10 protein-coding genes and 1 pseudogene are annotated in these 13,557 nt (G+C 38.4%); 3 read left to right on the forward strand and 8 right to left on the reverse strand.

Translation table 11 applies throughout. The features are described 5' to 3' along the window. Nucleotides 1-7: 7 nt before the first annotated feature. From WBW42_RS08045 to WBW42_RS08075, 7 genes and pseudogenes are all read right to left on the reverse strand, one after another. Nucleotides 8-1,921 (reverse strand): lipase family alpha/beta hydrolase, encoded by a 1,914-nt coding sequence (locus WBW42_RS08045; RefSeq protein WP_045126464.1) that lies wholly within the window; start codon nt 1,919-1,921, stop codon nt 8-10. A gap of 124 nt (nt 1,922-2,045) precedes the next feature. Further along, nucleotides 2,046-2,753: a YoaK family protein gene (locus WBW42_RS08050; protein ID WP_001115353.1), complete on the reverse strand. Its 708-nt coding sequence runs from the start codon at nt 2,751-2,753 to the stop codon at nt 2,046-2,048. Between the two features lie 191 nt (nt 2,754-2,944). Beyond that, the gene (locus tag WBW42_RS08055; RefSeq protein WP_000354039.1) at nt 2,945-4,630 is read right to left on the reverse strand and encodes a T6SS phospholipase effector Tle1-like catalytic domain-containing protein; all 1,686 of its coding nucleotides are present in this window, start codon (nt 4,628-4,630) and stop codon (nt 2,945-2,947) included. Between the two features lie 12 nt (nt 4,631-4,642). After that, nucleotides 4,643-5,074 (reverse strand): hypothetical protein, encoded by a 432-nt coding sequence (locus WBW42_RS08060; protein WP_000053700.1) that lies wholly within the window; start codon nt 5,072-5,074, stop codon nt 4,643-4,645. Between the two features lie 189 nt (nt 5,075-5,263). After that, entirely contained in the window at nt 5,264-5,698 is a 435-nt protein-coding gene (locus WBW42_RS08065; RefSeq protein WP_032057733.1) for a hypothetical protein, read from the reverse strand. 8 nt (nt 5,699-5,706) lie between these two features. Next, on the reverse strand, nt 5,707-6,612 hold the full coding sequence (locus tag WBW42_RS08070) for a DUF4123 domain-containing protein (protein ID WP_032057735.1): 906 nt from the start codon (nt 6,610-6,612) through the stop codon (nt 5,707-5,709). Beyond that, nucleotides 6,613-9,243 (reverse strand): annotated as a pseudogene (locus WBW42_RS08075) (type VI secretion system Vgr family protein). Nucleotides 9,244-9,655: 412 nt separating this feature from the next. On the opposite strand from WBW42_RS08075, the gene WBW42_RS08080 reads away from it, so the two are divergent. Beyond that, entirely contained in the window at nt 9,656-9,931 is a 276-nt protein-coding gene (locus tag WBW42_RS08080) for a hypothetical protein (RefSeq protein ID WP_000061136.1), read from the forward strand. A 14-nt stretch (nt 9,932-9,945) separates the two neighbouring features. Here WBW42_RS08080 and WBW42_RS08085 read toward each other — a convergent pair whose 3' ends face one another. Further along, nucleotides 9,946-10,836 (reverse strand): LysR family transcriptional regulator, encoded by an 891-nt coding sequence (locus tag WBW42_RS08085; RefSeq protein ID WP_045126465.1) that lies wholly within the window; start codon nt 10,834-10,836, stop codon nt 9,946-9,948. A gap of 187 nt (nt 10,837-11,023) precedes the next feature. Between WBW42_RS08085 and WBW42_RS08090 the strand changes: the two genes are divergently transcribed. Next, the gene (locus WBW42_RS08090) at nt 11,024-11,968 is read left to right on the forward strand and encodes a dihydrodipicolinate synthase family protein (RefSeq protein ID WP_000050874.1); all 945 of its coding nucleotides are present in this window, start codon (nt 11,024-11,026) and stop codon (nt 11,966-11,968) included. 172 nt (nt 11,969-12,140) lie between these two features. Next, entirely contained in the window at nt 12,141-13,526 is a 1,386-nt protein-coding gene (locus WBW42_RS08095; protein WP_032057738.1) for an MFS transporter, read from the forward strand. Nucleotides 13,527-13,557 lie beyond the last annotated feature (31 nt).

Genomic DNA, 13,557 nt, shown 5'->3' on the forward strand with positions numbered 1-13,557 from the left:
AAAAATTCTATTTTGAAGGCTGTGACTGCTTTAAATGCAATCGTAAAATACGCCGTAATTCTAAAATTGCCTCGGGGCTAGTTTGAATCGAATGCCCACCTTTAATAATCAGTTCCGACTGCTCTCCACCTAAATGGGAACTTTGATACGGCACAATCCCATCGCTCATTTTTGACTTATCTGTCGTACCATTTATGTTGCCCATAATTGAGTGATAGACCACGTTGGACGAGGGTTGAATGGCTTGGGTCAACTGCATAAAGTTAGAAGAACGACTTAAATTACTCGCTCCATTTTCAATTAAGCCTTTTCTGAGTTTGGTATTTTTCTCATCTCTCATTTCAACGGCAATAAAAAAGTCGGCAGGTAAGCGAATAATACGGCGAGCAATTTGGGTAAACCATCGGTCAGCATAGTCAGTACCATGATGCGGCGCCGAAACAAAAACAACCCGCTTAAAATAGGGCAAATCTTTGAACTGAAAACGCTCTCGAATAACCGGATTTTCTTTTAAACGCTTTAACTGTGCTTCATTCATTTTTTGCATGGCTTGCTCTGAAACATCGGCATTGCTCACCAGTAAACGGCTAATCACTCCGCCCATACTATGTCCAACCAATACGGCATCGTGTGCGGCATAACTGTCTTTAGCAACGTTTTGAAAAGCCTGATTCAGCAAAGAATAAATCTGAAAACGACTTTCAAAAATCGGCATATTGGTTGAATAAAACACCTGCCAAACTTGGTAGTTTTGTCTTAATTCGGCATCACCCATAATGTCATTGGTTAGGCTCACCCATGCCTCTGGGCTGCTTGCCAAGCCATGAATAAACACAATAATTTTCTTATTGGGGTTAAAGGGTTCCAGCATATATAAATGCGGCATAATCAAATTGGCTTCTTTATTAATTAAAGACCAATAGCCTGCTGCACCTAAATTATATTTCGATAACCATAGCCCATAAGGCGCCGAATAGTTAGCAGTGAGTGGATAATCCACACCTTCAACTTTTACGCGGTCCTGTCGGTATGGGTCAAACATGGCAATTTCTAACTCTGCCCCAGCAATGACCTGATCGGCTGTGGCCTTTTGTTTTGGGTAGGCAATAGCCGTCACTGGAAAGAAGCGTGGTAAATGAATGTTGGGATTACTCTGGTGAGCATAAAAAGCATCGGGATCTAAAATAAAACCATGATTTACATCATGCTCCTTACGTCCCACAATAAACTCCGCACCTAAACCATCCTTACGGTTGACGGTATTAAACCCTGAAAAGTTCATGTTATAGCTAGAGCGAAAGGTATCGACTTCAATATGCTGTACATCTACAGCATGATCAAAGTTAACGTGGTACTCATGCCCATCTGCTTTTAGTAAAGGTGGGAAATGAAGCGTATTTAAATGATTAAAATACGTGGTCATGAGCTTCGACAAGGCGACGTTATAAAAAATACGTACCTGATTTTGTCGATGGTCAAATACCCGATCAAAAGGTGACTCTTCAGAATCAAACAAATAGACATAGCTATAGCGCAAGCTTTTATCAAACAACGCCAGCTCTTGCTCAACACAACTGTTATTTTTATTAATAACATGACACTGGCTACTACGCCCGACATCTAAAGCTTTTGCCAAGTAAATTTCACTCAGCGCAGCATAGCGCTCTTCTCTGCTGCTATTTTCGGACAGGCTCTGAACCTTATTTAAACAATCATCAAAATTTTGTAGGCAAGTTTTTTCATCTTCTTTGACCAAATACAGCAAGTTTTGGGTTTGATGACTTAAAGTATTGTCGGTCAAAATGCTTTCATTTTTACTTTTTAAAGCACTGCTTAAGTTACTTTCTTTTAAATGAATGACCTGACAACCGCTCAGCAGTCCCATTATTGTAAGCACTAAATAATGGCCGGATTTTGTCATTGTGCATTCCTTTATCGAATGTATTTCCCCACTCATCATTATGCCTGTAAAGCTGTGCCTGAACAATTTCGGCTCAGCTTGGATTGGACTTTATTTAGAAAATAAAATTTGAACGTCTATTTTATTAAGCTTGTTTAAACTTCTGCTGGGAAGCCAAATAAGAAAAATAGAGTATGGGTAAAATAAATGGCGCTACGCTCCAAAAGTCAAAATAGACATAAAGTACCGCCCCCATCAAAGCACCAATCACAAAGCCAATGACAATACTGGCACTTTTAAGCAAACTTGCCCGATTGGCGGCATTATTGTTTTTAAGCAAGTTAGCAATATCAATCCCAAGCTGGGTAGTGTTGCCTGTCATCATAGTACTTGGGCTAATATTTTTAATGAGGGTTTTGCTTGATGTATTACGAATCGCCAAAGCAATTAAACCGAGGCCACCTGTGATTGCAACCGTAATCGAATCGGCATTTTTAAATGGCTCAAAGTAAAGCCCAGCAGCCATAAAAGCAAAGAGAAAAATAGCTTCAAATAAAAATAAATAAGACAGCGTTTTGTGTTTGGTCTGACTACGGTCAATTAAAAGTTTGGTAATCACCACCGTCACAATAAACAATGGAATAGCCGCAAGTTTAATCCATAAACCGGCACCACCCTTCACCAACGCAGCCCCGGCCAATACCAAGTTGCCCGTCACATGAGCAGTAAAAAAACCAAATAACGCAATAAAGCCAATGGTATCAATTGCCCCGCCCACCATAGTCAATAAAACAGGATCTCGACATATTGCCCACGTACTTTGTGTTTCTTGTTGAATTGAAGTCTCTGGCATTACCTTTCCTATCAAATATTGGTTTTTAATTAGAAAATTTTTGTCAGAAATTTAATATAAATTCCATTCATTAATAACAACAGATCTTAATGTAAAAACCTAGCTGTTCATTTTAAGACAGAGTGTATTTAAAAAAGATACAATGCAATTGGACTTTTTATTTTTAAAGATAAGGGATTTTAAATGCATCACTAAGATGCATTTAAAAAGTTCTCTGTTAGTTGAGCTTGTTCATAAGCATCAATAAACTGCTTTTGCGGTATTTCTTGTTTAGGGACACTACAAGTTACTTTCTGTTCAGCAGCTTTTTTATCCCACCCTTCACCACTGGCGCTACGACGTGACTCATAAACTTTTCTCTGACGGAAATAACTAAATGGTTCTACATTACTTAAAAAGCCATATTTAGAGTCATGAACATAATTTAAATAGAATTTTTTAATATCATCACTGACATTTGTATTCCAACTCTCAAATTGCCAATCTTCTACACCAATCATATATTCATAGGCAGTTGAAACCGGTGAAAAAACTCTAAAAATATTAAAACCATCTTTTTTCGAAGCGGTTGCTTCTTTTAGTTTCATTAATCTTTGCATTTCAGTTGCCATATCGGATGGGCCAACTGGTATAAGTTCACGATATTTATTTTCCTGACGTACACGCTGACTAACAGAAAGTTCATTTCCAGCACGTGCAATCGTACCGTAGGCACCGTAGTAAATTTTCATACAACCTTTAATCTGATCTTGAATACTTCCTTGGCTTGGTATAGCGGCTTTTACTGCATCATAATATTTTTGAGAATCTGGTTGAATTTCAAACTGCTCAAAAATTTCGGAATGTTTTAATTTCAACTCATCATAGCTATACATTTTGACACCTGCTTGTAAGGCATCCTCTAGCATATGTTTTAACGGAATTCGGGCAAAATTGTCATTTACTCCTTGGCTACCTGGTTCATAACCACCACCAACGTCAGAATGTACTCCGGGATATACCACTTCTTTCCAATTACTGTTAGCTAACTTATTGTCTTTATGAATAACATCAACAGGGAAAGCAAAGCGCAGTTCATTACCAGCGATATAATGTGAACAGTTTTGAACCCGCTCATCTACAACCAAATCACGTTCTAAAAAAGGTAAGCTATTACTTAAATTTGTGGCAGGCAAGCCAAATGAAGCAACCGTATCAAAAATTCCTAAAAACTTAAATTCAATCGGATACTTACCTTGACCATACGTCAGCCCATCACAGTCTGATTGACATTGCCACATAAACTGATTTGTAAATGCACGGGCAAGTGCAGCGCCCCGTGAAAAACCGAACACAGAAATATTAATTTTCTTAATTAATCGATGTTCTTTTAAACTTTTATCGACTTCAGCAAAGCTGTACTCCTTTTTTTCACTTACATATTTTTTAATGTCTTTTTCAACCTTTTGTGCATTAAAAATCAGGATTTGTTTTAAAGCATCATTTAACTGGTCTTCACCATAATCTAAACGTCTTGCACCTCCCAACCCAGCACCAGCACCTAAACCAAGGTTATCTTGTACCCACGAAATAGCCCTTTGAAAGATATTTAACTCAGCATTAAATCTTGTTCCAACACCAGAAATATAGATAGCGTAATTTGGCGATATTTGCTTGTTTTTATCAGCCATTTCCTTTTCTCTTAATCCTTGAGCATTTCTCCACAATCGAGCAGGATTTGACCACCTTTTGGTATCTTCATCCTCTTTTTTATTATTACCAGTACCATCAAAAAATACCGAAATATTAACTACATCGCTACAATCTTGTTTGCATGATGGCTCATCGTTTGAAATATCACTATTTAATACCTGTACTCTTTTTAAATTTATATCCATGACATAATCTCTTTAGTTTTTATGATTTTTTTCCCAAATGTCAGTCCGCCAATCGAGACCTTTTTTTATGGGATTAGGCCAGTCATTTGAAGTTGATATTTCTACGGTATCATCAGGATATATATGTACTGCTAAATATTTTTTTCCTTTTAATTGTTCTTTTGTAAGAATAACTTGATTCTTTGCTACATGCTTTTTTTTACTATTTGTCTCTCCCCATGTAACTATCTGTGGTCCTATCTTTACGCTAGCAGTATTTGTTCCACCTCCAAATCCACCACCTATTTCAGAACCATTCAACTTCACCATATAACTTGTATAACTTGGATCGTAATTAAAGGATGTAGCTGCTATATTATAAGTCGCATTTGGACCAATACCTGCACAACCTGCTGCACTCAACATTAAACTAACCGGGAACAGTAATATTTTCTTTAAACTCATTTCATTAAACCTCACTCTATAATCCAGTTATTAAATTTATAAAAACTTATGATTTTTATAAATTTAATAACTTATAATTTAATACCAACTATTGGATAAAAAAACCACCTACTTCAGCCTTAGCTATATATCAGTTGATTAATAAAAAAATAGTATTTATATAGTTCAACTAATATATTCTTCCAAAACTTATTTAGCTTTTTTTAAGTCATGCATCCACTTTATCCCTTTTTCTGTTGGTATAGGCCAATTATTTGAAGTCGTTATTTCTACAGTATCATCAGGATAAAGATGTACTGCTAAATCTTTTTTTCCTTTTAACTGTTCTTTCGTAAGAATAACTTGATTCTTTGCCACATGCTTTTTTTTACTATTTGTTTCTCCCCATGTAATGACTTGTGAACCAATCTTAACTGGAGAAGTATTCATGCCTCCACCAAATCCTCCTCCAATTTCCTCACCATTTATCTCAGTCATATAAGCATGGTAAGAAGTAAAATATTGAAAGGATGTTGTACCCATATTATAAGTCGCATTTGGACCAAGGCTAACACAGCCTACAAGACTGAATATCAAACCAAATATTAGTAATAATCTATTCGACCATTGTGTTTTATTCATCATAAAATTTATTAACTCGCATTTGCTACAAGTTGGACCATCACTTCATCCATAGATATTTTTTTATCTTTTAAGCGTTCTAGTTTTTGATTTAACCCTTTATCTGTTAAAAAGTTTTCTTTATAAATCAATTTTAAACAAATAAAATTTAAAATATCTCGTGTACCAAATAAGTTATACGCTCTAGCCTCAGGAATGGATTTAATAACAAATTGATATAATTCATTATCTGTCATATGACTAATAAGGAATTCATTATTGAGTTTTAAATAATAAATAAGATTATCAGGAAAAGTTGCCTCAACCATCATTTCTTCTTGTTCAACAGTAAAAGTTAAAGGAACTTGCACATAAGGTAATTGTTCAACCCGTTCATTTATCCCCCAAATTACTTGAAGCTTGCCTAACCTATCCCAATACCACCAACTTTGAATAGGAGTAAGTAAGTCTTTAATCTGCTGAGTATTGAATACAGGCCCATCGACATACAAAGTTTTATTTTCTTTATGGCCAACCAAGGTAGCTAAGATTACAGGGTCCCAAAATGCCAAAAACATTTCGAGTCCACCTTCAAATTTCACTTCTAAAAATTTTCTTAAATGCTCAAACAAATAATTGAAGGACAAAGGGCTTACTATAATTGTCATGCGAGCCGTGCCTGCAATATTTTGTTGTATCCATTGCCATTCTTGTGATGAAAAATCTTGAGGGAGTTGAAGTAAATGGGGAGATACCGCTTTTGCCTCCTCACCACTAGCTTCTAACAAAAGGCATTTTTGACGTAGATGCTCAAATTTCTTCAAGAAACTATCATCTTGTGCAGCATCTGCAAGTGCAAAAACGTTTAATCCAACTTCTGCAAAAGAGTGTGGCTCAAATGTTTTAAAAAATGTCTGAAGCGGTAGTTTAGCAGTCATTTATCGACCATCCCCTTTGTTTATAAATGCACCCCTCTGCGCTGCTCGTCTCGCCAAACATTCCCAGCATACATTATTTGGAAAAATCGGTAAGGTTGGGGTTTCACTTGCTCCTGTTGTAAAGAGATGTTGACCAGCTTTAGCCGTAAATTTTTGCGGGGTAATTATTGTTACCCCTGATGCATCAATTCTTAATGCACTCTCTTTAGCCCTTAATACAATTTCATTAGGACTATTGATTTCAACTTTGCCTTCTGATGAAGTAATTTTGACATCTAATCTTGCAGAAGCGTCGAGTACATTGTCTTGGGCCTGAATATCAAACTTGCCTTTAGCAGCATAAATTTTTAAGTCTTCTTGACCTGCAAATAAACTTACTTTTTTCTTCGCATTTAAAATTAGATTTTCATCTGTACTTGTATTAATAGATTTTCCGCTACCAAGCGTAATGCTTTCGGATGCCTGAATATGGATATCTTTGCCTGAAGTTAGGCCAATACTTTCAGGAGCAGCTAAAAGCATGAGTGCATCTTTCATGGCTTTTAAATCTTTCCATTGAGATTCTATTTTTTTGATATAGAACTCAACATTTTGAAGCATATCTGCTGCCTCTGCTTGCTGTTTACCTGCATATTCAGATAAAGCTTTCATACGCTCCAAGCCCTCGGAAAGATTTTCAATCGCTTCCTTTGCTTCGAGTTGTGTTTTTTAAGCACCCGGTTGAATGAAAGTTGAAACATATAGTCCTTTACTACGAATCGCGCCAGATAAATCAGACCTTAATTCAAATCCCTGACCTCTTCCATCACTTTCAGCCTGCTCTTTAGGGTGACTTAAGTTACCTAAATTTAATTGACTTGCCCCATGACTACTATGAAGCTGAGTACTAATTTGCCCAGTCGTATCATCAAACCGAAGTTGGTTAAAACCAGACCCACTTACTTCTTTAGTACGAATACCACTTAACTTTTTAGTATCCGGTAGCTGGCCTTTAATATCAAATTTGGTAGGTGACCGTTGCCCTTCATGGACTCGCCCTGTAACAAATGGACGATCAATATTTCCATCAAAAAAGTCAATTACAACGATTTCACCCACTCGTGGCAAAAAGCGTGCACCGTATCCTTCCCCTGCCCATGGCGTTAATACATCTACCCAAGCCGAGTCAGTATCATTGTCATTGCTTCCTGCACCTCCATCATGTTGATGGTCATCGGTACGGGTGAATAAAAAACGAACCTTGATACGCCCCCATTCATCTACATGAATTTCTTCTCCATCTAAACCCACTACTTTGGCCCGTTGCACATGGGCCGAGGGACGATGTATTAATGGGTCAAACTCTGGAACAATATCGATATAGCGGCGTACAACCATGAGTTCATTGGCTTGACGTTCTTGCGCTCGATCATGGCTGACTTGCCAATGGCTCAAACTTAATAGTTGTTCAACTTGATCACGTATATCTTTTGGTAAATTGTTCTGGTTATAAAACCGCTTACTTAAAATCAAAAATTCTTTATCAGAACTTTCATGATTTCTTTCAAGTTCAGGATGTTCATTTAACTTGAACCAATAACCAACTTGAGCATCTCGTACGCTGCTTCGAGCAATAAAATACTTTGCCTGCAAAGCTTGATATTGATTTAATTGTTTATTTAGTTTTTCAATCTGACTATTGCTTGAAGTGGTTGCCTGATCTTCTCCGTTTAAGTCCGTAATCCAAGCAGGTGCAATTGTCCATGCCTGTTCAAGACTTAAACTTTCATTATCACGTTGTGAACTATGCTGATGTGCGCTTAAAACACTACCACTTGCATCTTCTTGACTTAAGTTATCTGCTTGCCAACGTTGAAGATGGATTGCCGTGGGCTGCAGCTGTCTTTGTGCAATAAAACTGGTAATACTGTCATTTTGTTCAGTTGCATCGCTTCTATGATAGCGAATAGCTCGACGCTCTAAGACTTTATATTCATTATTATGATCAATAAGGCGTAGTTTTTGAGGCTCAATCGTCTGGCTATTACTCAAGACCATAGACTCTGATTCATCAATTAACCAGTTGATACCCTCTTCCCGCATGAGACGGGTTAAATACGCATAATCACTTTCATTCGACTGCATAGAAAAAGGTCGAATATCATAATTCTTAGTTAAGCCACTGCTATCTAGTTGTAAACTTGTGGCAAATAAAGAACTTTTGTTTTGCCATTCTTTAAAAATAATCTCAATAATTTCTACTGCACTTTTATTCATAAACACCCGACTATTACGTCGTTTGTGCCATAAACTTGTCGCATCTTGCATAGTCAGTTTATATAAACAAAGTGCGCCATCACTTTGCCCTTGACTCGCCCCTGTGATAATTCCTGTAGTTCTAAATAATTTACCTGAATCTGTTACTTGTTCTACGGCAACTTGGGATCCAATAAATTGTTTTAAAGAAATATAAGGGTTTATTGATAAGCAAATAAGCTCAGCAGAAAGCCCTTCATTTATAGAATGAAAGCCATCAATACGTTGTAAAAAAACCTGATTATTTATTTCAGAATTAGTAAAATAAATATGTAGAGCCCGTTTTTGTGAAGCAAAACCAATCTTGTCTAAGAAATCAAAAATATTATTCAACATTGTTATTTTAACCACGAATTGACTTAATTATGTTAACAAACAGATACAATAAGCTCAAACAAAGAAACATGTTAAATTTCAATAAATTTAATTAAAATCAAACAATTAAATATAATAATATTTTTGTATTAAAAAGTTATCTTAAAATAAGCTTTTGCTTAATTGAATAAATGTAATTTCATAATATTTATCGATTTTAATTAAAAATAAAATAATCTTAAATTTTTATTTAAAAATATTTATTAAATTCTGAAACTTATCTCCAAAAATTATTTAGTCATTTTATCACCAAATCAATTTGACCTCTAAAACTGTTCTATCTATGATGAAGCCGCAAGTTTCGCCAATATTTTGCACAAACGGCTGTTGTGCTGAGTGATTGATAAAGAAAACAACAATGACGAGAAGGAATATGTCTCTTTATAATTTTTCAGTTTTTTTGGGTGGATTATTATTTGTATCAATTGCCTCTGCTGGCTATAAAAGTAATGCACACCGAGACTTTTATTTAAAATGCGTAGCCGCTGGACATAGTCGCGCGACCTGTCTGTGTATTTATCACCGTTTAGAACGCCAATATTCCCCAAAACTCATGCATAAGCTTGGAAAGTTAAGTCTACAAAGCCCAGAAGTGCCGCGTGATTTTGTAAAAACGATGCTTCGAACGATGCAACAGTGCCAGTCATAAAGTTACAAGTTTTTTTAAAGCAAATCGGCAAGATTTCTAATTTCTTCCATCACCGCCTTACACGCAGGCGTTAAATAGCCGTGCTTAGAAATAGACAAAGATATATAGCGCTTGAGCGCGGGATTAATAATTTTTGCGGCTTGAATTGAGGTGTATTGGCTGGCTTTTTTTAACGCTTGCGGCCCCAGCATGGTGTACATGCGAGACTCGGAAACCAAATGGGTTTGTAAACTAATCGAATCGGCTTCAAACACAATGTTTAGTTCTACCCCATTTTCATAGGCCATGTGGTCTAAAAAATTGCGCCAGTTACTTGGCCTACAAAAGGTAACCAGAGGTAACTCACTTACTGCTTTAAAGTCGACTTCATTGGCCTGAGTGAGCATATCTCCTTCACAGCCGATTAAATAAGTATCGGCTTCAGTAAGGTAAACATCGCCTTGTTTAGGTGTCGGGTTAAATCGGTAGAGTATGGCTAAATCGACGCTGCCATCTTCAAGCCATTTTTCTAAATGCACGCCTTGCCCTTCACGCACCGACAGTTTAATTAAGGGATATTTCTCTTGAAGGACTTTATAGAGAGTCGATAACAACGGATGTGCAGTAGACGGCAAACTGGCAATACGAACCGTACCAATCGGAGTATCGGTCGAGTGCAAAATTTCATTATTGAGCTGATCGGTTACGTTCAGCCATGAACGAATTTTAGGAAGTAAATGCTGGCCTAAATCGGTGAGTTCGACGCCGCGTCCGGTTCGGTTAAACAAACGACCGCCACATTGCGCCTCAAGCTCGTTCATTTGCCGACTAATTTGCGGTTGGTTGGTGTTATGCAGCATGGCGACTTTGCTTAAGCTACCAAGTTCCACCGCGTCTAAAAATATTTTCCATAATTCATAATTCATCGATTCTTCCTAAATCGTAAATAGGCAGCATTTTGAGCCATACATTTTCAGTATAACTGAAATTCAAGAATTGGTAATTCCTACATAGCTCACCTATTTCTATACTCCAATCATGTTCTCTACAACACGATTTAAGTCAGATTAAGAACCAGAGAATATTTAATTACACTGTATAGGAAGTACGATTATGAGTTTAGATTTACGTGGATTAACCCCAGCACCTGTGACTCCTTTTACCCGTGACGGACAAGTAGACCATGATGCAATTCAACGTTTAGGTTCATGGTTAGGCAGTATTGATGGTGTGAAAGGCTTGGTTGTTCTTGGGCATGCAGGTGAAGGAACATTCTTGTCGCAAAAAGAACAAATGCAGGTCATCGAAAGCTTTGTTAAATCGGTAGATGACAAAATTCCGGTTATCGCAGGGATTACACTCGAAGGTACTTCGGTTGCAGCAGAAGAAGCAAAACGTGCAGTGAGTGCGGGTGCTTCGGCAGGTTTGATTTACCCTTCACATGGCTGGTTGCGTTTTGGCTATCAAAAAGGCGCACCACAAGACCGCTATAAAGCGATTTATGAAGAAAGTGGTTTGCCATCTATTTTATTCCAATATCCAGATGCAACGAAGGCCACTTACGACCTAGAAACCCTACTCGATATTTCTGCACAGCCAGGTGTGTTTGCCATGAAAAATGGTGTGCGTAACATGCGCCGTTGGGATGTCGAAATTCCGATTATTCGCCGTGAACGCCCAGACTTACAGGTGTTGACGTGCCACGATGAATATTTGCTTCACACCATGTTTGATGTAGACGGCGCATTGGTTGGCTATGGCAACATTGCCCCTGAACTGTTAATTGAAATGATTAAGGCCGGTAAAGCCAAAGATTACGCTAAAGCACGTGCGATTCACGACCAATTATTACCAGTGACTCGCAATGTTTATCACCGCGGTTCACACATGGAAGGCACGGTCGCGCTTAAACATGCACTGGTTGCTCGCGGAATTTTGGACCATGCCACTGTGCGTTCGCCTCTGCTTCCACTGGCTGATGGTGCAGAGCAAGAAATTCATGATGCGATGCGTCAAGCCGGAATTGGCAAGGTCGATTTAACCCAAGCCGTTGCTTAAATTCCATTCGGGCTAGCATATACGCTAGCCTTTTTTTCCTGTACGCTGCCTGAGGCCAAACATCGGGCATGTCTCTTAAAAACAATAATAAAAAGCATGCAAACTGTGGTGAACAGGTAGTGCGAAATAGAACAACAAAACTACGAGGAATGTAGTGATAAGGAGATATAAGATGACAAATCTAGCGGATGTAGAACAAATTAGTCATCATCAAAAAAATGCGGAAATTATTGCAAGACTCGAACGACTCCCCGTCACCGGACGATTGCAATTTATGCGAATTACCATCGGGATCGCGACCTTTTTTGACGCTTATACTGTTCTTGCGATTGCCTTTGCTTTACCCCAACTCATTACCGAATGGCACCTGACGCCTGCCTACGTCGGTGCGATCATTGCTGCGGGCTATGTCGGGCAACTGGTCGGAGCGATCTTTTTTGGTTCACTTGCCGAAAAAGTCGGTCGTTTAAAAGTGCTGTCTTTTACCATTTTACTGTTTGTGGCAATGGACATTTCTTGTTTGTTTGCGTGGAGCGGAATGTCGCTGTTAATTTTCCGTTTCTTACAAGGTGTGGGAACAGGTGGCGAAGTGCCTGTTGCGAGTGCCTATATTAATGAGTTTATTGGTGCAGAAAAGCGTGGTAAGTTTTTCTTGCTCTATGAAGTTTTATTTCCACTTGGTCTTATGTTTGCAGGCATGGCAGCATTTTTCCTCATGCCAATTTACGGCTGGAAAGTCATGTTTATTGTGGGACTAATTCCATCTTTACTGGTCATTCCTTTACGGTTTTTCTTGCCTGAGTCACCACGCTGGCTTGCTTCAAAAGGTCGTTTTAAAGAAGCCGATAAAGTGGTTAAAAGCTTTGAAGACGGTGCCATCAAAAGCGGTAAAACTTTGCCTGAACCTGTGGTTAAAGAAATTAACCCTCAAGGCATGGCAAAAACCGACTGGCGCGAGCTGTTCCGTGGTATTTACCGCAAACGAACCTTTACCCTGTGGGGCATGTGGTTTTGCGTGTATATGGTGAACAACGCCATGGTGACTTGGCTGCCATCTCTTTACAAACAACACTTTGGTCTGTCGCTTCAAACCAGTTTAGGTTATGGCTGGATTACCTCGGGCGTAGGTGTGATTGCTTCTATTATCTGTGCGTTGATGATTGATAAAGTCGGCCGCCGTCCTTGGTACAGTGCAGCGTTTTTCTTGGCAATCATTCCACTCATGAGCCTCTCTGTTTTAGGCGCAAAATCGGCGATGGAAGTTGTGATTTTAGCGACGCTGAGCTATGCCATTTTGCAAACTATTTCATTCTCTTTATACCTTTACGCTGCCGAACTTTACCCTACTCGCCTACGAGCGATGGGCATTGGTTTTAGTACCGCTTGGCTCCGTGCCGGCTCTGCGATTGGGCCTGTTATGGTGGGACTCGTGGTTGGTGGCTATGGCATTCAGTATGTGTTTAGTGTGCTAGCTGTTGTGGCGCTCATTGGTGGGCTTGTGACCTTCTTGTTTGCCATTGAAACCAAAGGCCAAGTGCTCGAAAAACTCTCTCCTTAATTCATCCATTTCATAAAAAAGCTTGCCTAAC

The sequence above is a fragment of the Acinetobacter sp. LT1 genome (assembly GCF_059800965.1).

Bases quoted from the DNA above. Each gene is read 5' to 3' on its own strand.
- WBW42_RS08045 (WP_045126464.1), bottom strand. From the start codon at position 1,921: ATGACAAAATCCGGCCATTATTTAGTGCTTACAATAATGGGACTGCTG.
- WBW42_RS08050 (WP_001115353.1), bottom strand. From the start codon at position 2,753: ATGCCAGAGACTTCAATTCAACAAGAAACACAAAGTACGTGGGCAATA.
- WBW42_RS08055 (WP_000354039.1), bottom strand. From the start codon at position 4,630: ATGGATATAAATTTAAAAAGAGTACAGGTATTAAATAGTGATATTTCA.
- WBW42_RS08060 (WP_000053700.1), bottom strand. From the start codon at position 5,074: ATGAGTTTAAAGAAAATATTACTGTTCCCGGTTAGTTTAATGTTGAGT.
- WBW42_RS08065 (WP_032057733.1), bottom strand. From the start codon at position 5,698: ATGATGAATAAAACACAATGGTCGAATAGATTATTACTAATATTTGGT.
- WBW42_RS08070 (WP_032057735.1), bottom strand. From the start codon at position 6,612: ATGACTGCTAAACTACCGCTTCAGACATTTTTTAAAACATTTGAGCCA.
- WBW42_RS08080 (WP_000061136.1), top strand. From the start codon at position 9,656: ATGTCTCTTTATAATTTTTCAGTTTTTTTGGGTGGATTATTATTTGTA.
- WBW42_RS08085 (WP_045126465.1), bottom strand. From the start codon at position 10,836: ATGAATTATGAATTATGGAAAATATTTTTAGACGCGGTGGAACTTGGT.
- WBW42_RS08090 (WP_000050874.1), top strand. From the start codon at position 11,024: ATGAGTTTAGATTTACGTGGATTAACCCCAGCACCTGTGACTCCTTTT.
- WBW42_RS08095 (WP_032057738.1), top strand. From the start codon at position 12,141: ATGACAAATCTAGCGGATGTAGAACAAATTAGTCATCATCAAAAAAAT.